This is a genomic window from Acidiphilium sp. PA (assembly GCF_026191915.1).
Lineage (GTDB): Bacteria > Pseudomonadota > Alphaproteobacteria > Acetobacterales > Acetobacteraceae > Acidiphilium.
Window position 1 is genome coordinate 1 of record NZ_JAIMBY010000003.1, and the last position, 20475, is coordinate 20475.

Annotated in this window: 21 protein-coding genes; 7 read left to right on the forward strand and 14 right to left on the reverse strand. The window is 65.1% G+C overall.

Annotated elements, in window-relative coordinates; translation table 11 throughout:
- Positions 1–124: 124 nt before the first annotated feature.
- Both AruPA_RS06135 and AruPA_RS06140 read right to left on the reverse strand, forming a co-directional pair.
- Positions 125–325 carry a hypothetical protein gene (locus AruPA_RS06135; RefSeq protein ID WP_265635771.1) on the reverse strand — a complete coding sequence of 67 codons (201 nt, stop codon included), beginning with the start codon at positions 323–325 and terminating at the stop codon, positions 125–127.
- Positions 322–2277 carry an N-6 DNA methylase gene (locus AruPA_RS06140; protein ID WP_265635772.1) on the reverse strand — a complete coding sequence of 652 codons (1956 nt, stop codon included), beginning with the start codon at positions 2275–2277 and terminating at the stop codon, positions 322–324. The genes AruPA_RS06135 and AruPA_RS06140 overlap by 4 nt, the downstream gene beginning before the upstream one ends.
- A 305-nt stretch (positions 2278–2582) precedes the next feature.
- Here AruPA_RS06140 and AruPA_RS06145 point away from each other — a divergent pair, with 305 nt between their 5' ends.
- Entirely contained in the window at positions 2583–3299 is a 717-nt protein-coding gene (locus AruPA_RS06145; RefSeq protein ID WP_265635773.1) for a hypothetical protein, read from the forward strand.
- A 195-nt stretch (positions 3300–3494) separates the two neighbouring features.
- Here the strand turns inward: AruPA_RS06145 and AruPA_RS06150 are convergent, their stop codons facing one another.
- Positions 3495–4481, reverse strand: a complete 987-nt coding sequence (locus AruPA_RS06150) for an Ig-like domain-containing protein (RefSeq protein WP_265635774.1) — start codon at positions 4479–4481, stop codon at positions 3495–3497.
- A gap of 89 nt (positions 4482–4570) precedes the next feature.
- Between AruPA_RS06150 and AruPA_RS06155 the strand changes: the two genes are divergently transcribed.
- Complete coding sequence (locus AruPA_RS06155; protein WP_265635775.1) at positions 4571–5155, forward strand: TIGR00730 family Rossman fold protein; 585 nt, start codon at positions 4571–4573, stop codon at positions 5153–5155.
- On the opposite strand, the gene AruPA_RS06160 is transcribed toward AruPA_RS06155, so the two are convergent.
- The 7 genes from AruPA_RS06160 to AruPA_RS06190 all read right to left on the reverse strand — a co-directional run bounded on the left by AruPA_RS06160 (position 5110) and on the right by AruPA_RS06190 (position 11342).
- Positions 5110–5265 carry a DNA gyrase inhibitor YacG gene (locus AruPA_RS06160; RefSeq protein ID WP_265635776.1) on the reverse strand — a complete coding sequence of 52 codons (156 nt, stop codon included), beginning with the start codon at positions 5263–5265 and terminating at the stop codon, positions 5110–5112. The two genes, AruPA_RS06155 and AruPA_RS06160, sit on opposite strands and share 46 nt — an antisense overlap.
- Positions 5262–6122, reverse strand: coding sequence for a ribonuclease E/G (locus AruPA_RS06165; protein WP_265635777.1), 861 nt, complete (start codon positions 6120–6122; stop codon positions 5262–5264). Before AruPA_RS06165 ends, AruPA_RS06160 begins: the two co-directional genes overlap by 4 nt.
- On the reverse strand, positions 6119–6694 hold the full coding sequence (locus AruPA_RS06170; protein WP_265636033.1) for a nucleoside triphosphate pyrophosphatase: 576 nt from the start codon (positions 6692–6694) through the stop codon (positions 6119–6121). Before AruPA_RS06170 ends, AruPA_RS06165 begins: the two co-directional genes overlap by 4 nt.
- Positions 6685–6903: a translation initiation factor IF-1 gene (gene infA, locus AruPA_RS06175; RefSeq protein ID WP_029311525.1), complete on the reverse strand. Its 219-nt coding sequence runs from the start codon at positions 6901–6903 to the stop codon at positions 6685–6687. Before infA ends, AruPA_RS06170 begins: the two co-directional genes overlap by 10 nt.
- A gap of 121 nt (positions 6904–7024) precedes the next feature.
- Positions 7025–8311, reverse strand: coding sequence for a histidinol dehydrogenase (hisD, locus tag AruPA_RS06180; RefSeq protein WP_265635778.1), 1287 nt, complete (start codon positions 8309–8311; stop codon positions 7025–7027).
- A complete protein-coding gene (gene hisG, locus AruPA_RS06185) occupies positions 8308–9003 on the reverse strand; it encodes an ATP phosphoribosyltransferase (RefSeq protein WP_265635779.1) in 696 nt (231 codons plus the stop codon). The genes hisD and hisG overlap by 4 nt, the downstream gene beginning before the upstream one ends.
- A 164-nt stretch (positions 9004–9167) precedes the next feature.
- Positions 9168–11342 carry a Hint domain-containing protein gene (locus AruPA_RS06190; protein WP_265635780.1) on the reverse strand — a complete coding sequence of 725 codons (2175 nt, stop codon included), beginning with the start codon at positions 11340–11342 and terminating at the stop codon, positions 9168–9170.
- Between the two features lie 279 nt (positions 11343–11621).
- On the opposite strand from AruPA_RS06190, the gene AruPA_RS06195 reads away from it, so the two are divergent.
- The 3 genes from AruPA_RS06195 to AruPA_RS06205 all read left to right on the forward strand — a co-directional run bounded on the left by AruPA_RS06195 (position 11622) and on the right by AruPA_RS06205 (position 16110).
- On the forward strand, positions 11622–13907 hold the full coding sequence (locus AruPA_RS06195) for a TonB-dependent receptor (protein WP_265635781.1): 2286 nt from the start codon (positions 11622–11624) through the stop codon (positions 13905–13907).
- Between the two features lie 116 nt (positions 13908–14023).
- Positions 14024–14932 carry a hydroxymethylglutaryl-CoA lyase gene (locus AruPA_RS06200; RefSeq protein ID WP_265635782.1) on the forward strand — a complete coding sequence of 303 codons (909 nt, stop codon included), beginning with the start codon at positions 14024–14026 and terminating at the stop codon, positions 14930–14932.
- Positions 14929–16110, forward strand: a complete 1182-nt coding sequence (locus AruPA_RS06205) for a CaiB/BaiF CoA-transferase family protein (RefSeq protein WP_265635783.1) — start codon at positions 14929–14931, stop codon at positions 16108–16110. Before AruPA_RS06200 ends, AruPA_RS06205 begins: the two co-directional genes overlap by 4 nt.
- Here the strand turns inward: AruPA_RS06205 and AruPA_RS06210 are convergent.
- The 3 genes from AruPA_RS06210 to radC are packed head-to-tail and all read right to left on the reverse strand — an operon-like array spanning position 16107 to position 18806.
- A complete protein-coding gene (locus tag AruPA_RS06210; protein WP_265635784.1) occupies positions 16107–16412 on the reverse strand; it encodes a hypothetical protein in 306 nt (101 codons plus the stop codon). The genes AruPA_RS06205 and AruPA_RS06210 overlap by 4 nt on opposite strands.
- A 31-nt stretch (positions 16413–16443) precedes the next feature.
- The gene (locus AruPA_RS06215) at positions 16444–17991 is read right to left on the reverse strand and encodes a YifB family Mg chelatase-like AAA ATPase (RefSeq protein ID WP_265635785.1); all 1548 of its coding nucleotides are present in this window, start codon (positions 17989–17991) and stop codon (positions 16444–16446) included.
- Positions 17988–18806: a DNA repair protein RadC gene (gene radC / locus AruPA_RS06220; RefSeq protein WP_265635786.1), complete on the reverse strand. Its 819-nt coding sequence runs from the start codon at positions 18804–18806 to the stop codon at positions 17988–17990. The genes AruPA_RS06215 and radC overlap by 4 nt, the downstream gene beginning before the upstream one ends.
- Positions 18807–18952: 146 nt before the next feature.
- Between radC and AruPA_RS06225 the strand changes: the two genes are divergently transcribed.
- A complete protein-coding gene (locus AruPA_RS06225) occupies positions 18953–19303 on the forward strand; it encodes a RidA family protein (RefSeq protein WP_265635787.1) in 351 nt (116 codons plus the stop codon).
- Between the two features lie 384 nt (positions 19304–19687).
- Here the strand turns inward: AruPA_RS06225 and AruPA_RS06230 are convergent, their stop codons facing one another.
- Positions 19688–19870 carry a hypothetical protein gene (locus tag AruPA_RS06230; RefSeq protein WP_265635788.1) on the reverse strand — a complete coding sequence of 61 codons (183 nt, stop codon included), beginning with the start codon at positions 19868–19870 and terminating at the stop codon, positions 19688–19690.
- A gap of 12 nt (positions 19871–19882) precedes the next feature.
- Between AruPA_RS06230 and AruPA_RS06235 the strand changes: the two genes are divergently transcribed.
- Complete coding sequence (locus AruPA_RS06235; protein WP_265635789.1) at positions 19883–20458, forward strand: CHAP domain-containing protein; 576 nt, start codon at positions 19883–19885, stop codon at positions 20456–20458.
- Positions 20459–20475 lie beyond the last annotated feature (17 nt).

The window sequence follows — 20475 nt, forward strand, 5'->3', positions numbered from 1 at the left end:
CTCGAAGACGCTATCAAGCGCTACATCAAGGCGCACAACAAGAATTCCAAGCCATTCCTCTGGACCGCAACCCCAGCCTCAATCTTCGAAAAGCTCGCTCAAATCCCTGAACCATCCGAATGAGTCAGTGCACTAGATCAGAGAGCGCCGGCCATCCCTCATAATCTGCCAAAGCCGTCCCCGACCGAAGCAAAAACTTGTTGGACGCCTTCGGATTGAGAACCTCATAACCCGCGTCGAAATCATGGGCATCGAGCGATTCGATCAGCGCCGCGCGTTTATCGACGCCCCAGAATTCGCGAAACTTGACAACGGCTTCCTTCACGACCGCGCCCCCGTGCGCACAAGCATCGCAATCGCCGTCCCGACCCTTATCCCCTCGCGATTACGCTCAGTCGAAAACACCGATGGATCAGGCTCGCCCTCAGGCGTCACCTTGCCCGTCTCACGGCTATCCCCATTCAAATTATCGATCCAAATCCGATCGAACGACTCCAGCAACCGCTTGCGCATCACCACGAACGACGCACCCGACAGCCACGAATAATTCGAAATATACGCAACAATGCCGCGCCGTGGCGCACCCGCTGCACCAACCGCCCCCTCCGCAATCCGCCGCTCCGCAATCCGGAAAAACCGCACATACAGATCATCGAGGTTGAACTTCTTCACCCCCCACTCGCTCTGCAATCCGGCCTTATAGGGCGTGACCAGATCACCCTCCGCCTCAGGCGCCGTCCCCGCATACGCATTGTATGGCGGGTTCCCCAGCACCACCAATATCGGTGCCGCCCGCTTCACCACCCGCGCCGCACTCCGCTCCTGCGTCAGCATCTCGAACCCCGGTATCGGCGGCTTCTCCCCGCTCTCGGACCACCCGGTCAGCGCATTGGTCAAAAACACCGAAGCCCGTTCCGCCATCCCCAACGGCGCACCCGCCTCCGCCAGCGCCTCGCCGATCTGCCAATGCGCAATCACCAAGGGTGCCGTCATAATCTCGAACCCATGCACCCGCGTCATCGCCGCCCGCTTCAACTCCGCGCCCACCAGCGACCCCAGCCCCTTGCCCTCAAGGGTTCGCCGTATCCGCGCCAGCACCGCGACCAGAAAACTCCCGGTCCCGCAACACGGGTCCAGCACCACCACGCTCTCATCGGCCAACCCGTCGGCAATCCCCAACTCGCTCCGCAACAGCCGATCCACCCGCTCGACCATATAGGTCACAATCTCCGGCGGCGTGTACCAAACCCCCAAATCCCGCCGCAGTTGCGGATCGAAATATTCCAAAAACGGCTCATAAAAATACTGCACCGCCTCGGTCTCGCGAAACGCGGTGAAAAACGCTGGCTTGTCCACCCGCGCCAGCGCCCCCGCCGCCGCGTCCAGCAACCCCACAATCCCCAGCGGCGCCAGCGCCTCCGGCGTGGCCACCTGCTGGAACAAAAACCGCGCAATCGGCACCGTCAGCGACCATTGCGCCGAACGCCAGTCGAACCGCCCCGCCCGCCCCGCCCGCGCCTCGACAATCCAGGCCGAAAACAACCCATAAAACAACGTCTGCACCAGCGTGGAGCGAAACAAATGCTCGCCCTCCTTCGCATCGAAACTCAACTCCAGCGTCTGCTCCATGCTCTGCCGCAGCGAAGCCAAAGCCGGCAGCGCCGCCCGCTCGTCGAGCAGCGCCAGCGAATCCCGCGCATAGGAGGCCAGAAAAAACGCAAGCTGCGCCGGCGTCGCCAACGGCGCCGCGGTCAGCAGGCAGCGGCTGATAAAATCGGTGAACCGTATCCCCAACGCCTTCGGCCGCACGCCATGCAGCAGCGCGATGAAATCCGCCGCCGTATCCGCGAGATCGAACCGATCGATCACCCCGTCCCGGCTGATCAGCCGAAACTGAAACAAATTCGTCACCAGCACTAACCCGAACGCCGGCAGATACTGCCGTTGCACCTGGTCCGACGCCACCAGCCGATCGATGGTCTGATCAATCCCCTTGACCTCGATCACCCCGCGGTCAGGCGGCACGCCCTCCCGCCACTCCGGCGTCTCGCCGCGCTTCAGCCGGTTCGGTCGCTCGAACAACCCGAAATCCGGAATCCCCGCCCGCTTGCCCGAAACATGACTAAGGCAGAACACCGGAGGCGACAGCGTCTTGCCAACCGCATTGAACAACGATGACAACGCCGGATAATACGAAGTCTCCGGCGTTCCCGCATTCAAACTGCGAACCAGGCTCAATGAATCCAGATAATCAGCAAGCGGATCGGTCTGTGACATACCTGCAACCTCGCCGCTTTACCGCGCCACGGCAACCACCAAACCAACAAAAGTTTTTCGGTTATTTTTTCACGACCGTGCGGCTAAAACGATAGCAGAAGCGAGCCAAGGGTGGGGTGCTCTTCCGCACCCCACCACTTAAATCACGCATCACCTCTACGGTCTTGCACCAAGCCCCCAACCCCATCCCGTCATTGCGAGCGCAGCGCGGCAATCCAGCTCCACCACACCCCACAACCCAAATTCTAACGCACCCCTAACAAAACGCTTTCTCACCCCCCACCAATCATGGTTTACACTTACCCATGATCGCAAACGCGCCGTTCATGCCTGCCGATCCGACCGAGCGCTTCACGGTGATCTTCCGCGCCCTGCAGCGCTCGGTCGCGGACAACGGCTACCGCCTCAAAATCCACGGCCCGCTCATCGTCCTGATCTGGAACTACCTCGCCCGCCAGATCGCCCGCTTCGCCAAAATCGCCGCCAGCCCGCCACGAACCCCGCGCGCTCCCTCAACGGTCGAGCGCAAACCCAACCCCAAACCCAAACCACCCGTCACCCTGCCGCGCGGCTTCGCCTGGCTGATCCGCCTGCTGCCCAACGGCCCCGCCACCGTCGTCGCCGGTGCCGCCGCCCGCGCCGATCTCCAGTGCTTCATGGAAGACCCCATCGTGCTGGACCTGCTGGCCACCCACCCCAGCCTCGGCCGCATCCTCCGCCCCCTCCACACCATGCTCGGCCTGCGTCCCCCCCAAATCATCAAACGCCCCAGAAAACCCCGGAGCGAACCCACAGGCGAACCCACCAACCCCGCCACCCCCCGCCCCAAACGCCCCCGCCCCAAGCGCCAGCCCGACTTCATGGCCCAATACAAAGTCAACCCCGACGGCAGCATCGACTTCACCCCCGAACAACTGCGCGACATCCTCGGCCCACCCCCACCACCCGTCCCGCCCTGGCACCACCCCTTCGTGCCCTCGTTCGACGCCAAAAAAATGTGGCGCAAAGGCCCGCGGGGCTGATGCACGCCTAAATCGTTACGATATCATAACGAAAAAGGCAAAGAAGCAAGGGAAGCTCTTCTTTTTTGTGAACAAAAAAGAAGCAAAAAAAACTTTGTTAATCTGGGCCCGTGCCGGTGAAAACGCCCGTGCCTCAGGGTCAGAAAGTTTTTTGCTTCTTTTTTACAAAAAAGAAGCCTTCCCTTCCTCCCGCCCTCAGCTCGCCGTCTTCGGCACCGTAAAATGCTGACCAGGATAGATCAGGTTCGGATCACGAATGCTCCGTTCATTCGCCCGGTAGATCAGCGAATAATCCACGCCATGCCCATACAATTTGCGCGCGATCAGCCACAGGCACTGCCCCCGCGCGATCACCACCTCCCCGGGCATCACTTTGCCGACTTTATGCGGGGCATAGGCGGTCTGCATCGTCTGGACGCTTTTGCCATGCGGCCCGGTCGCTTCCAGGCGGAACGTCCCGGGCTTGGCGGGCAGGTGGCTGGTTCGCATGGTCCAGCGGCCCTTCTGGTCGGCAACCGCGGTGCCGAGCTTCGTGTGCCCGATGAACAGCGAAACCGTCGCACCCGGCTGGGCCGTCCCGGCCATCACCGCTTTGCCCGAACCGTCGTAATCGACCGAACCAAGACCCAGCGTCCCCGGTTTCGGCCCTTGTCCGCTCAACACCTGCGACGGCGTCTTGCCGGTCCCGCCCAGCACCGCGAGAGCCCCTTCGTTCGGTGCGTTCGGCACCGAAACGGTCACGTCGCGCGCGCTCGCGAGTTGCTGGCCATTTTTCGAGAGCTCGGACAAAGCCAGTTGCTGCCCGCCCGCCGGCAACGGCACCGAGGTCACGAACGCGAAACTGCCGGTATCATCCGCCTTCGCCGTGCCGATCGTCTTGCCATTGGCCGTAATGGTCACCGTCGCGCCCGGCGTCGCATGCCCCGCGATCACCGCATTCCCCCCCGCATCGACCCGCACGGTATCGAAACTCGGACCGCTCGGCTTCGCCGGCGTACTCACCGTGGTCTGCGCCGCCGGCGCAATCGGCTTGGTCGGTTCGAAATGCTGCTTGCCGCCCAGGAACACCAGACCCAGCAACGCCGCCACCCCCAGCCCGCCGATCGCCGCAGGCGCGAGCCATCCGGGAACCGCAGGCCGAGCCGATTTATCGCCGTCCGTATGTTGTGCGTCGAGTGCCATGAAAATGACTTTGCCAATAACTTGCTTCGATTTGATTACCCTGCCACGAAGTTGAGCTTCTCGATAGGTTCATGAGGCAATTCTGGAATATGAGTCACATTTCGGTCACGGTATTTTGCGGATCATCCCCGGGCATGTCCCCCGATTATCTGGCGGCGGCCCACGCCCTCGGTGAAGGCATCGCCCGGCACGGCATGAAACTCGTGTTCGGCGGCGGCAATGTCGGCCTGATGGGCGCGGTCGCCGGTGCGGCGCGCGGTGCCGGCGGCCATGTCACCGGCATCATCCCCGATTTCCTGCGCGCCCGCGAAATCGAGTTCCCCGGCCTGTCGGAACTGATCGTCACCGACTCGATGCACACCCGCAAACGCCGCATGTTCGCCCGGGCCGATGCCTTCGTGGTCCTGCCCGGCGGCCTCGGCACGCTCGACGAGCTGATGGAAATCCTCACCTGGAAACAGCTCGAACGCCACGCCAAGCCGATCATCCTGATCGACATCCTCGGCTGGGCAACCCAGGTCGCTGCCCTGCTCGATGCCGTCATCACCGCCGGCTTCGCAAAACCCTCGGCCCGCGACCTGTTCGAAATCGTGGCCGACGTGCCGGCAACCCTCGCCCGGCTCGAAGCCTATTCGCCCTCCTCGGCCGCCGGTTCCTCGGTCGAGACCTTGTAATCCTCGCCGAACCACCGCCCGAGATCGACCGTGCGGCACCGGCGCGAACAGAACGGCGCCTGGTCGGGAATGCTGGGTTTGCCGCAGATCGGGCAGGGCTTGGCTGTCATGGCAGGCTCTCATGCAAAGGCGGGCGGATGCGCGGGCGCAGCACCTCCGCGAACCCCAGTGACGTAAAACCAAGCAGCCGCGGTTTCAACGGGTCGCGCGCCAGCGCCGCCGTCAGATCAGGGGCCAGGCTCGGCCGCGCGCTCGCCTTCATCCCGGCAAAATCGATCAGGATCGCCCCACCCAGATTGCGCAACCGGATCTGACGCGCGAGGCCCGGGATGATCGCGCGGTTGAGCCGCGCCTGTTCCCCGGCTTTCTCCCCCCGCGCACCGCTCGCCGCCCCGCCATCGATATCGATCGCGGTCAACGCCGGCGTCGGGCTGAAAATCGCCCGCGCCCCATGCGCCAGTGCCGCGACCGGCTCGGCCAGCGCCGCCACCTCATCCTCGATCGGCGCGAAACAATCCGGCCGGTGCTCGACCCCGTCAAAATCCGACCGCAGCCGGGCAACCAGTTCGAAACGGTCCGCCAGAATCGGCGCATCAGGGTGCCGCGCCCGGAAATCCCCGATCGGCCCGGACCCAGGCGCGCGCAGCCCCACCTTGCCGCCCGCCTCACCGCCCGCCAGCACCAGCCGCGGCCCCTTGCCGCCCTGCGCCGCGCGGGTGATCCGCACATCGACCAGATCCCCTTCGCCCCGCGCCCTGCCGCCGGCGCTGTCCGGCAGAAAGCCGACCGTGTCACCCAGATCGACGAACACCCCGCCAAGCGCATGGGCCCGCGCGGTGATCCGCCCGGTATAGCGATCGCCCACGCCATCCGGCGCGTCCGGCCGCCAGATCGTGTAATCCGCCAGCACCATGTCTTCGAGCAGCGCCAGATGCACCACGCCCGCCCGCAGGGTCGCGAGGATCATGCCGCCCGCCAGCCCAGACCGCGCAGCAGGTTCAGCGTCTCGTGCAGCGGCAGCCCGACCACGCCGGAATAGGAACCCGACAGAAAATCGACAAACCCCGCCGCCCGCCCCTGGATGGCATAACCCCCGGCCTTGCCCTGCCATTCGCCGCTCGCCAGATACGCCTCGATCGCGGCGGGTTCGATCCGCGCGAACGCCACCACCGTCGCGACGGTGCGGGCGGCGATCCGCCCATCCGGCGCGCGCACCGCAACGGCGGAATAAACCTTGTGCCGCCTCCCGGCGAGGCGAAGGAGGCAGGCGCGCGCCTCGGCCTCGGTCTCGGCTTTCGGCAAAACGCGGCTGCCCAGCCCGACCACGGTATCCGCCGCGATGATGAACGCATCCTCAAGCGGCACCGCCGCCAGCTTGGCGCGGGCGAGTCGCGCGGCGAGCGCCCGTGGCGTCTCATCGCGCAACGGCGTTTCATCGATTTCGGGGCTGACGATGGCGTGCGGAATAATGCCGATCTGGGCGAGCAGGTCGCGCCGGCGCGGGCTCGACGAGGCGAGGATCAGGCGCGTTACTTGAATCGGAACGTGATCCGGCCCTTGGTGAGGTCGTAGGGCGTCATCTCGACATTAACCCGGTCGCCGGCCAGGACACGAATCCGGTTCTTGCGCATCTTGCCGCTGGTGTGCGCCAGAATGACGTGCTCATTGTCCAGCTTGACGCGGAACATGGCGTTGGGAAGCAGTTCGGCGACCGTGCCGCTGAACTCGATCATGTCTTCTTTCGACATCTATCCTCGATATAAGGTCGTTACGTGCGGGCCTCACATGAGCCGTGAGGGCCGCGAGGTCAAGGTTTGCGGCGGGCTTGGCTGGCAAGCGCCGCCGTTTTGCAGCCGGCGAACCCCGCCGCTAACCGATCCGCGCCGTGATCGACCTGCCATGACCCGCCAGATCCTCCGCCTCCGCCAGGACCGCCGCCGCCGGCCCGATCGCGGCGAGCCCGTCGCGGGTGAGCGATGTCGTGCTGGTCCGCTTGAGAAAATCGAACACCGAAAGCCCCGAAGAAAACCGCGCCGTGCCCGCGGTCGGCAGCACATGGTTGGGTCCCGCCGCGTAATCGCCGATCGCGGTGGGCGCGTACCGGCCGAGAAACACCGACCCGGCATGGCGGATTTCAGCGAAATCGCCCGCCGGGTCCGCCGTCATGATCTGCAGATGCTCGGGCGCGATCCGGTTGGTCAGCGCGATCGCCTCGGCGCGGTCGCGCACCAGAATGATCGCGCCGTGCGATGCCAGCGACGCCGCGGCGATCGCGGCACGCGGCAAGGTCTCCAGCGCGGCGCCGATCGCGGCGGCCACGGCATCGGCGAGATCGGCGCTGTCGGTGACCAGGATGGACTGGCTGTCTTCGGCGTGTTCCGCCTGGGCGATCAGGTCGAGCGCGATATGCCGGGCATCGTTATCGGCATCCGCGATGATCAGCACTTCCGAAGGGCCGGCGATCGAATCGATCCCGACCCGGCCGAACACCTGGCGTTTGGCCTCGGCCACGAAGGCGTTGCCCGGCCCGACGATACGGTCGACCGGCGCGATCGTCGCGGTGCCATAGGCCAGCGCCGCCACCGCCTGCGCCCCGCCGATCCGGTAAATCTCGCTCACCCCGGCGCGGCGCGCGGCGGCGAGAACCAGCGGGTTCATCACGCCCTCCGGCGTCGGCACCACCATCGCGATGCGGGCCACTCCGGCGACACGGGCGGGGATGGCGTTCATCAGCACGGACGACGGATAGCTCGCCTTGCCGCCCGGCACGTAAAGCCCGACGGCATCGAGCGGCCCCCAGCGCAGGCCGAGCGTGACCCCTTCGGCATCGGTGAAGGTAAAATCGGCCGGCCGCTGCGCGCGGTGGAACGCCTCGATCCGGGTTGCGGCCAGATCGATCGCGGCGCGCTGGGCTTCCGGCAGGGCGTTCACCGCCGCGTCGATCGCGGCGGCGCTCACCCGCAGGGTTTCGCTGGTGAGCGCGAACCGGTCGAACCGCGCCGTCAGGTCGATCAGCGCGGCATCGCCCTCGGCGCGGACGCGGGCGATGATGGCGGCGACCGGTGCCGTAACATCGGTCGCGCTGGCGCGGTCCGCGATCAGCGCGTCGAGCCGGGCGTCGAACCCCGCCTCGGTGGTCGTGAGCCGGTTGATCATGGCGCGGCGAGCGCCGCGCGGAACCGGGCGATCCAACCGGAAATCGCTTCGGGTCGGGTTTTCAGGGCGGTGCGGTTGACGATCAGGCGCGAAGTGACATGCGCGATCACCTCGGTCTCGACCAGGCCGTTGGCCACCAGCGTCGAGCCGGTCTGCACCAGATCGACGATCAGGCGCGACAGGCCGAGCCCGGGGGCGAGTTCCATTGCGCCATTGAGCGCGACGATCTCGGCCTGGATGCCGCGGGCGGCGAAATGCCGGCGCGTCGTGTTGGGATATTTGCTGGCGACCCGCACCCGCGACAGCCGCGTGAAATCGGTGGTGCCGGCTTCATCGGCCGGTTCGGCGACGGCGATGCGGCAGGCGCCGATGTTAAGATCGAGCGGGGCGTAGATTTCCGGATAGTCGAACTCCATTAGCACATCGCCGCCGCAGATGCCGATGTCGGCCGCGCCGAACGCGACGAAGGTGGCGACATCGAAACTGCGGACGCGAATGACATCGAGATCCGGCGCGCTGGTGTGAAACCGCAGGCGCCGGCTGTTTTCATCGGTGTAGTCCGCTTCCGGCACAATCCCGGCGCGGGTCAGCAGCGGGGCGCATTCGGCCAGGATGCGGCCCTTGGGCAGGGCGAGCACCAGCGGGGCGCTGATCGCATCCGGCGCGGGATGATGGGGTGTGAGCGCGGTCATGGCGGAGCGGTTTAACACCGCAGGGGGAAAGCTCAAGCGCAGGGAGGGAAGGGGAGAGCCTTCTTTTTTGTGAACAAAAAAGAAGCAAAAAAAACTTCATTCATCTGGGCCCATGCCCGTGAAACCGCCCGTGCCCCGGAGTCAAAAAGTTTTTTGCTTCTTTTTTACAAAAAAGAAGCCCTGCCCTTCATCCTTTCGCCGCCCCGCTCGACCGGATACTGCACAGTAGCGGCAAGGCCGACCTCAAGCCGCGCCCCTGCGAGCAGTTCAGCCGGTACGAGCGCGTCTCCATCGGTCCAGCGGCCATCGGGTTCGGGATCGTGCCAGCCGTGGCGCAACGCCGGGTGATCGAGCGGGATGGGGGTTCCGCCGGCGCTGAGGCTGGCGATTTTCACGCCGAGGCGGCGGCGGTCGCGCGGGTCGGGCGTGAGGTGGCCGGGGATGGCGCTGCGGCTGGCGATGATCGCCGCACCCCCCGTGTGGCGGATCGCCAAGCCAGGATCGGCGGTGGTGACGATGCAGGCGCGCGCGAGGATTCCGGTCCGCACCGCCTCGACCACCGGGCCGGCCTCGGCGAAGGGGGCGCAGCCGGACTGTTCGCGGCGCTGTTGCGCGAACGCCGGGTGCAGCGCGACCGGGCCACTGGCATTGGAAAATCCGGTGCGGTTGCCGGTGTCGAGGTAGCTTTCCGCCGGTGCGGCTTCGGCGAGCAGCACGGCGTGCCGGGGCAGTTCGACATGGTAATAGGTGATGCTGGCCCGCTCGATTTGGCGGATGGTGGTGCCGTTGATCAGCGCTTTAGCAGGGATCAGATGGCCCGCGCAGAACAGGGCGTGATCGGGCGAGACCAGCAGCGGCCGCGCCGGGATGCCATCCGCGAGCGCGCCCGGTTCGATGCGGATGGGTTGGACGAGGTCGGGTGCCGGGTGATGCGCAAGATCGACCACGCGGTGGCCGATCCAGACGATCGGCAGGCTGCCGCCGGTGGCGAGCACGACGCGATCGCCGATGGCGAGCTGTTCGACCGCGACCGGCCCGGCTTCGGTTGCGATGCGCGTGGCAGCAGCGAAGCAGGCGAGGGTGGCGGCGAGCACCGAGCGGTCGCTGAACTGCAAGGTGGTGACGCCGCTGAGCGTATCGGTCACGCCGAGGCCTGACACATCGAGAGACCCGCCGCTGCGGCTGAACGAATAATCGGCGAACGGGTCGGCGAAGGTGACGATGTCGTTGCCGGACCCGCCGATGATCGTGTCGGCCTGGCTGTTGACGAAAATGACGTCGTTGCCGCTGCCCGCGATGAACCGGTCGATCGCGGTGCCGTATTCGATGAAGATGTTATCGACATAGCCGTTCACGCTGCTGAACGAACCGGGGTTGAGGTTGACGCGGTCGTTGCTGCTGTAGCCGGACAGGTCGAGCGTGTTGCCGGTGCCGTAGTCGTAGAGCGTGATGACCGGGTTGGTATTGACCGCGAAATTGTACATCTCGACGGCGGCCCTGGTGCCGGCGGGCGTGGTGTAGGTGATGTTGCTGTTGAAGCCGAAAATCTGGCCGCCGGCGAACATGGTGCTGGTCGGCGCACCGTACAGGCGCTGCACGGCATAGATGTCGAGCCCCATCGGGCCGGTGCCGGTGTTGCCGTTGTAATCGGCGCCCGGCGTTGCCGATTGGGCGTAGTATTTCGCCGCCGGATCATTGGGATCGACATAGGACATCACGGACCATGCGCGGGTGTCGTAGGCGTTGGTCTGTGCTGCATCGGCGCCCCCGCCGTTATAGGCGCCGGTGTGACCCAGGCCGAGCACATGGCCGAGTTCGTGCAGGATCGCGCCCTGGCCGTAGCCGCCGGTCGCGTAATCGCCGAGCGTGCCGTAGCTGCCGCCCAGATCGGTGACGATTTCCTCCTGGGTCGATTGATAGACGCCGGGTTGCCCGGCCGGGACGGACCGGATCGTCTGGTCGTACTCGCCGCCCGGGTTGTTGTTCATGTTGATCAGCGAAAGCGCGGCGGTGGTCGAAAGCCCGGTCGCCGGGTTCGCCGCGTAGTTCGGCTGGTAGACCCAGGTGACGTTGCAGACGCCGGACCACGCCGCCATCGCCTGTTCGATATCGGCCTGCTGGGCGGCGGTGTAGGAACCGGGCGAGAATGCATAGGTGATGGTGGCGCCGGCCTGGAGGGTTGCCTCCGGCGTCTGGATTTCGGCGCTGCCGAGCAGATAGGTGTTGAACGAGGGGTTGGCCGGCGTGAGGTTCGGGTTGGCATTGCTCTCGAAACTGACGATCGCCTGCTGATCGGCGCTCAAGGTCCCGAGACTGTCGTTGAGATTGGTGGCGGTCATCCGATCCTGCTCCTGCGCGCGCTAACCCTGTGTCATGTGAGCGTGTCGGAAAACGGCGCGGCTGTAAATCGTTTTGGCGCGGTATCGGCGGGATGGGCAGACCAGTGCGAGCTGCGCTGTCGCCAAACTGACGCAAAACCGTCGTGTAATCTTAACACCATCCATGGGCCGTTCCGGCTACGCCCCGCAGCGTGAGCGACCGTCGTCAACGATGGTTGCCGGTATATGACAGAGGGATGCTTTGCAATGAACCATGGTCGGGTTGCGCCACGACGGCGCATGCGGACGATTCTGTTGGGCGCGGCCAGTGCGCTGGCGGTGATGGCGCAGGGACATGCTCAGGCGGTGAACGCCGGAACGGTTTCGGCACAGGGCGCGGCGGCGACGCCGGGCGGCTATGCCGATCGGGTCCTGACGCGCAAGGCGGTGAAGCAGCAGGCGCAATCGGTTTCGGTGGTAAAGAAAAGCACGATCGAGTTGCTGGCGCCGATCGCCTCGGGCACCCAGGCAATCTCGACCCTGCCGGGCGTGGTGATTTCGGGGTATTCGTCGAGTGCGGGCACGGCGCGGTCGACCATTTCGATCCGCGGCATCAAGGTGGGGTTCAACTCGGTACCCGGTGACATCGAAACCAACGGCATCACCAATCTGTTCGACGGTATTCCGCTGAACAGCCTGATCCAGGGCACCGGGTTCCATTCGGTGCAGATCCCGTTCGGCGCGCTGCTGGCCGGTGTGAACGTGATCTACGGGCCGGGCAATCCGCGTGATCGCTGGTTCGACAGTCTGGGCGGGACGGTGAATTTCATTCCCGTCCAGCCCAGTGCTAAGGCATCCGCGACCGCTTCGGCCTCCTACGGTAGTTTCGACAGTCAGGTGTACAGCCTGGTCGCGCAAACCGGGCTGCACGACGGCTGGGAGGGCGTGATCGGGTTGAACCACGCCTTCAACCACACGTTCCGCCAGGGGCCGTACGACTGGCCGGCGCGCAACGATCAGGTCTATTTCAAGATCACCAGGCGGTTCGATGGCGGGCACGTCAGCCTGGGTGGCTATTACATCCACAACCGCGAGTTCCGGCCGAATCAGATCCCGGTCGCACCGCAGGCGGGTGTCACGCTCGGCGGGCTCAACGCCAACGCGCCGCTGTACAGTCAGCAGACTTCGGGGTTCTATTCCGATCTGCCGAACAATGTCTGGTTCAAGGAGAACCAGATCATCGATTACATCGGCTACGCCAAGCTGACCAAGCGGCTTTCCGACAATACCACGCTGCATGATCTGTTCTGGTACCGGCACGGCGATGTGATCCATTACCGGTTGAACTACGGTTTCATCGGCGCGTCGTCGCAGGACACTGAATACTATGCGCCGTATTCGGATACGATCGGCGACAAGCTCGATTTCGATACCAAGCTGAAATACAACACGATCAGCTACGGCGCCTATGTCATCAATGCGCATACGCATGACATTTACGACGGCTACAACACCAACCTCGGCACGACGCGGCAGAACCCGGCCTCGATCACGCGCGATGTCTATAACAATCTGTACCTGGCGGCATTTTTGCAGGACAAGATCGAACCGATCGCGGGGCTGCGGATCGTGCCGGGCGTGCAGCTGGTCAATTACGAAACCCGCTATGTCAATCAATCGCCGATCGCCGCGATCAATCTGCCGGGGACGGGGTTCAACACCTATCCCAACACCAGCAAGGATTTCAACCGGGTGCAGCCCTCGCTCGGGGCGAGCTACGACGTGCTGCCCTGGGCGACGCTGTACGGCAATTTCGCGGTGACCTATCAGAACCCGACCGGCGGCAATTTCGCGAACAATCAGATCAACCTGCCGGCGTTGAAACCGGTCAAGAGCACCGATTACGAAATCGGTGTGCGGATGTTCCAGCGCGGCTTCCTCGGGCTCGACAGCGCATCGGCCGACATCAACTATTTCCGCGACGATCTCGAGGATGAAACCGTCGGCATCGCCAACCCGAACAACCCGACGCAGACCACTTTCGGCTTCGGTTCCGGGCGCCTGCAAGGGGTGAACGCCAGCCTGCGCGCGAATTTCAATTTCCACTGGATGGCGTTCGCCAATCTTGGCTATCTCGATGCACGCTACCTGACCTACACCGCGCCCTCGGGCAATGTGTATCAGAACCTGCCGGACCCGGCCTCGCCGCGCGATACCGCCAATATCGGCGTGCGGTATCAGGTGTTCGCGGGTACCAACCTGATCGGCGCCAATCTGTGGGATCAGTATGTCGGCAAGCGCTATCTGTTCAACAACGCGATCGGCGCGCCGACGCATACAGCCATCGTGCCGTATAACCTGCTGAACGCCTCGATCACGCTGAAGACACCGTATTTCAACCGGTATGTCTCGCAGCTCGGCGAGGTCGATGTGAGCTTCTTTGTGACCAACCTGCTGGGGCGGAAATATAACGCGACCGAGTACATCTCGGCAGGCGGCTATTTCAATACGCCGACCGGCGGCTACGCCATTGCCAATCCGGGTGCGCCGCGCGCGTTCTACGGCACGGTGACGGTGAAGTTCTGAACGCGGCGTCCTCCGGGCGGTCGCAAAAGGAACCGCGGCCGGCGTTCCGGCAGCGGGCGCCGCGTGCCCTTGCCTGGTTCGCCGGGCGGGGGCAAACTGGCCCGATGAGGGAAATAGTGACGGTTTGCGAGGTCGGCCCGCGCGACGGGTTGCAGATGGCGAAGTCCATCATGACCACCGAGGCAAAATGCGCCTGGATTGCTGGGCTGGCGGCGGCCGGGGTGCGGGAAATCGAGGTCGGCAGCTTCGTGCCGGCTAGGCTGATCCCGCAGATGGCCGATACCGATGCGGTGGTGCGCTTCGCCAAAGGGATCGCCGGGCTCACCGTGGTCGCCCTGGCGCCCAATCTGCGCGGCGCGCAGGCGGCGGTGGCGGCGGGGGCGCACCGGGTCAGTGTGCCGGTTTCGGTGAGCGAGGGGCATTCGCGGGCGAATTTGAACCGCTCGCCGGACGAGCAGGTCGCGGTGGTGGGCGGGATCGTCGCGTGGATGCGCGACAATGCGCCGGGGGTCGAGCTGGAAGTGGCGTGTTCGACCGCGTTCGGTTGCTCGATCGATGGTGTGGTGCCGGAGGCCGAGGTGGTGCGGATCGCCGCGGCGCTGGCGGCGCATGGGGTGTCGCAGATCGGGCTGGCCGATACCGTGGGCTATGCCAACCCCGCGCAGATCCGCTCGGTGGTGCGGGCGGTGCGGGCCGAGGTGGGGCCTGCGCTGGTCGGGCTGCATCTGCACGACACCATGGGCCTCGGCATTGCCAATGCGCTGGCGGGGCTGGAGGTCGGGATCCGCGATTTCGACGCGGCTCTGGCGGGGCTGGGCGGCTGCCCGTTCGCGCCGGGGGCTTCGGGCAATATCGTGACCGAGGATCTGGTCTTCATGCTGGAGAGCATGGGGTTTGCGACCGGCATCGATCTCGATGGGCTGATCGCGGCGCGCGCACTGCTGCATCAGGGACTGCCGGATGAGGCGATGCACGGGCAGTTGGCCAAGGCCGGCATTCCCCGGATATTCCAGCGCGCCGCATGAGTGCGACCCCGCTGGCTGGGCTGCGCGTCGTCGAATTCGCGCATATGGTGATGGGGCCGACCACCGGATTGATCCTGGCCGATCTCGGCGCCGATGTGGTGAAGATCGAACCGGCGCCGGCGGGGGATAACACGCGGCGGCTGACCGGCTCGGGCATCGGGTTTTTCACCATGACCAGCCGCAACAAGCGCAGCGTCGTGCTCGACCTGAAATCAGCCGCGGGGCTCGATGTGGCGCGGCGGTTGATCGCGCGGGCCGATGTGATGACCGAGAATTTCCGGCCCGGCGCGCTCGACAAGCTCGGTCTGGGCTATGCCGATTGCGCGGCGGCCAATCCGCGGTTGATCTATTGTTCGCTGAAAGGGTTTCTGCCCGGCCCGTATGAGAATCGCACCGCCCTCGATGAGGTGGTGCAGATGATGGGCGGGCTTGCCTACATGACCGGGCCGATCGGCCAGCCGCTGCGGGCCGGATCGTCGGTGATCGACATCATGGGCGGCACCTATGGCGCGGTTGCGGTGCTCGCGGCACTGGCCGAGCGCGAGCGGACCGGCAAGGGGCAGCTGGTGCAATCGGGTCTGTTCGAATCGGTCGCGATGCTGATGGCGCAGCATATGGCGCAGGCGGCGATCACCGGCATCGAACCCAAGCCGATGAGCGCGCGGGACGTCGCCTGGCCGGTGTATGATATTTTCGCAACCGCCGATGACGCGCAGATTTTCATCGGCGTGGTGACCGATACGCAATGGCAGGTATTATGCACCGAATTCGGGCTCGAGGCGCTCGCGCGCGACCCTGAACTGACCACCCAGGCGGAACGGCGGGCGGCACGGCCGCGCACGCTGCCGGTGATCGCCGCCGCGTTCGCGCAATTCACCAAGGCGGAGCTTGCGGCGCGCTGCGAGCGGTTGGGCCTGCCGTTCGCGCCGATCGCGCGGCCGGTGGAATTGTTCGACGATGCGCATCTGCGGGCCTCGGGCGGACTGGTGGATGTCAGCCTGCCGGATGGCCGCATGGTCGGGCTGCCGGCGCTGCCGATCAGCATGGCTGGCCAGCGGCCCGGCGTGCGGCGCGACGTGCCGCGGCCGGGCGCGGATACGCAGGAGGTGCTGACCGAACTCGGCTATGGCGAGGCCGAGATCAGCGCGATGTATGCAAGCCGGAGCGTGCTCGATTAGGCTTTCGTGAGCCGCTTGCGGTTGGCGGCGAGTTTTCGCTGATAGAGGCGGGTGATGCGCGCGGCGCCGCCATCCGGCGTGCCGAGGGCGCGCAGCGCGATCATTTGGCTTTCGCCGAGCGCGCGGAGTTTTTCATTGACCATCAGGCTCGCTTCCGCCTGCCCGGCGGCACCGCCGGTGGCGATTTTGGCGAGGCGCAGGGCGATGATCGCCTGGGCATCGAGCGTCATCCTGGTGGTTTGCCACATGAGGTTGAGGCTGTAGGCCGGGTTCATCCAAGGCGCCGGGAACTGTTTTGTCATGGCAAGAACATGCTCCTGCCAGTGGGCGCTTTCAACCGGCATCACGCGAGGCGACCAGTTTGATGGTGGGACTGGCGAGCGGATTGCGGCCGGGGATGCGGTGGCGATAGGCAAGGGCTTCGGCAATATCGGCACGCCGGACCAGCGGGGCGCCGGCGAGATCGGCGATGCTGCGGGCGACGCGGAGGATGCGGGTGAAGCCGCGCGCCGAGAGGCGGAGTTTTTCGGCGGCCTGTTCGACGAAGGCTTTGGCATCCGGCATCAGATCGATCGCATCGCCGGCGGCTTCGGCGTTGTTGGCGGCGGTATCGCCGTAGCGGGCGCGCTGCAGGGCGCGCGCGGCGGTAACGCGGGCGGCGACATGCGGGGTTGGTTCGCCGGGCGGTGCGTGCAGCAGCTCGGCCGGAGTGACCGGGCTGATTTCGATCACGATGTCGATCCGGTCCATCAGCGGGCCGCTGATCTTGCTCTGGTAGTCTTCGCCGCAGCGGGGTGCGCGGCCGCAGGCGCGGGCAGGGTCGAACAGGTAGCCGCAGCGGCAGGGGTTCATGGCGGCGACCAGTTGGAACCGGGCGGGGTAGGTCACGTGGGCGGCGGCGCGGGCGACGGTGGTGCGGCCGGATTCGAGGGGCTGGCGCAGGGCTTCGAGCGCGGCGCGGGGGAATTCGGGAAATTCGTCGAGGAACAGGATGCCGCGATGGGCGAGCGAGATTTCGCCGGGTTTGGCGCGATTGCCGCCGCCGGCGATCGCCGCCATGCTGGCGGAATGGTGCGGTTCGCGGAACGGCGGGCGGGTGACGAGCCTGCCTTCGTTCAGCATGCCGGCGACGCTGTGAACCATGCTGACCTCGAGCGCCTCGCGCGGCGTGAGGTCCGGCAGCAGGCCGGGGATGCGCGCGGCGAGCATGGATTTGCCGCCGCCGGGCGGGCCGATCATCAGCAGGTTATGACCGCCGGCGGCCGCGATTTCAACGGCGCGCCGGGCGGTGGCCATGCCGCGGACATCGGCGAGGTCGGGGCCGTCGTCGGTGCGGTCGAGCGTGCCGCGCGGCGGCGGGGTGAGGATGCCGTCGCCTTTGAAGTGATTGATCAGCGACAGCAGGTCGGGCGGTGCCAGCACGCCGATTTCGCCGGCCCAGCCGGCTTCGGCACCCTGGGATTCCGGGCAGATCAGGCCGAGGTCGCGCGCCCCGGCGGCGATGGCCGCGGGCAGGACGCCAGCGACCGGGGCGAGGCGGCCATCGAGCGATAGTTCACCGAGGGCTGCGAAGCGGGCCATTTCCTCGGCGGGCAGGATGTCCATCGCGGTGAGCACGCCGAGGGCGATCGGCAGGTCGAAATGGCTGCCTTCCTTGAGCAGGTCGGCGGGGGCGAGGTTGACCAGGATGCGTTTGGGCGGCAGGGCGAGGCCCATGGCGGTCAGCGCCGCGCGCACCCGTTCCCGCGATTCACCGACGGCTTTGTCGGCGAGGCCGACGATCAGGAACAGCGGCAGGCCGGGGGCGATCTGCACCTGGACCTCGACCGGCAGGGCTTCGATGCCGGAGAACGAGAAGGTCTGGACCCGGGCGATGCTCATGCGGCGCGCAACAGGCCTTCGCGGCGGAAACTGAGCCACGCGCCTTTGCCGATGATGATGTGGTCGTGCAGCGTCACTTCGAGCAGGGCGATGGCGCGCTGGATTTCCTTGGTCATTTCGATATCGTCGCGCGAGGGGGTGGGGTCGCCGCTTGGGTGGTTGTGCACCAGGATCAGGGCGGTCGCATGGTTCTGCAAGGCGCGGGTGACCAGTTCGCGGACGTAGACCTGCGTGTGATTGACCGTGCCGCGCGAGGCGATTTCATCAGCGATCAGGCGGTTGCGGTTGTCGAGATAGAGGACGCGGAATTGTTCGATGGATTCGCGCGCCATGGCGATGGTCAGGTAGTCGATCAGCCGGTCCCAATTGTTCAGCACCGGCTGGTCGGCAAGCTCGGTGCGGGCGAGGCGGAGTGCCGAGGCGTGGATAAGTTTGATGGCGGCGACGCTGTGGATGCCGACGCCCTCGTGCGCGAACAGCGACTCGATCGGCGCGGCGAGGACGCCGGCGTAGGAGCCGAACCGGTTGATCAGCGATTTGGCGAGCGGTTTGGTGTCGCCCTTCTTGAAGGCGAGGAACAGCAGCATTTCGAGCAATTCGTAGTCGGCCAGGGCGTCGGCGCCGCGGTCGAGCAGTTTGTCGCGCATGCGGCCGCGGTGGCCGTGGGGTCCGGTGCTGGCGAAGGGCAGCGCGGCCGTGCTGGCCGCATCGAACTGGTCACGTTCGGCGAAGCCTTTGCGGGCTGGCCGCGTGGGCGCTTCCGGGAAATCGTGGTCCGGGGCCTTGCGGATGCCGCGTAGCAGTTTCTCCCACAATCGCGCCGGACCTTTCGGAAAAATATCGCGCCTAGGTTGCAGAATAGGGACTGAGTCTGGCGTTTGTCCAGCGCAATCGTGCGACCATGGGTTGCGTGACGGCGCGGCGGTTCGATACAAGGCGGGCTCAATCAGGAGGATCCGTGATGAGCCGTATCATTCGCACCGAAGCCAACGACGTTCTCGCGAAAGTCGTCGAATATCACGGCTTCATCTATACGCAGGGCGTGGTCGCGACCGATCTGGAAGGCGATGTGGCGGCGCAGACGCGGAATGTGCTCGATCAGATCGACGCGCTGCTGGAATTGCACGGGACGGACAAGACCCGCCTGCTGCAGGCGCAGATCTGGTTGAAATCGATCGATGATCGCGCGGCACTCAATGCGGTGTGGAGCGCGTGGCTGCCCGCGGGTGGTGCGCCGGCGCGGGCCTGTGTGGAAGCGAAACTGGCCGATCCGCGGTATCTGGTCGAGATCATGGTGACGGCGTGCCGCTGAGTTTTCCGATCAGCACATAATGCGCAGCCCTTAATAAAATTTTAGGAAATTGATCTTAATTTACGCCAATCGAGACGGTGGAAGATTAGAATTTTCTACCTCGTGACATTTTTGTCAGCATCGAGGGTTGCAGATTTTGCAGTGCCCCCGTAACAAGAATGCAGATGTCGAGTGGGTCGGAGATAGAGTCGCTGCGTTGAAAACAGCGGGTTTTGTTAAAATTGTACCGGAACATTCCGGGTTAAGGGCTTGTTTGGCGGGCGTTTTGCTGCGTAAGAACTGGTTTCGGGACGGATTGGGGACGAGCAGGGCATGAGGCAGGGTGGCAATAAGATCAAAGGCGCGGTCCGTATTTTTGGATGCCTTTCTGCCCTGTTTGGTTTCTCACAAATCAGTCATGCGAATTCCACCCATAAAACCATCCACGTCGCGCCCCATCGCCCGGTCGTAGCCCATAAAGCGGTGTTTCATGACCGCGCCGTGAGCCACAAGGTTTCTATCCGGCGGCCGGTCCTGCGTCACATCGTCGAACATCATGCGGTGATCCGGCACGATATCGTCCGCCATCCTGAAGTTCGCGTGGCCGCTTATCATCATGCCGTCTATCGCCGGGTAGCGGCGCGGCGCCCGGATTACCGGCATGGCTACGTGGTGCATCATGCCCTGTATCATTACGTCCGCCGCGCCGATTATCTGTGGTGTGTGCCCTATGCGCGCGACGTGTCGCATATCGATCTGACCGGCGATGCCTTCCTGTGGTGGGCCGAGGCGGCGGGGCGGTATGGCCGAGGCGAGCGGCCGGAGGCGGGCGCGGTGCTCAACTTCCGCTCGAGCCGTCGGATACCGATGGGTCATGTCGCCGTGGTCGCCCGGGTGATCAACAGCCGGGAAATTCTGGTCAACCAGGCGAACTGGGTGCCGGACCAGGTCAGTCACGACGTGCCGGTGATCGATGTGTCACCGAACAACAACTGGTCGGAGGTTCAGGTGTCTATCGGGGACGGCCGGTTCGGGTCCACCTATCCCACCTACGGATTTATCTATCCCAAACAATCCAACGGGTTGGTCTATGCCAACAGTGGCGGCACCGAGGTCGCGGAAGCGCCGGTTGCGCATAAAATCCGCCTGATCGCACCCAATCGTACGCTTCGCTGAGCGCCGCCGCGGCGGTG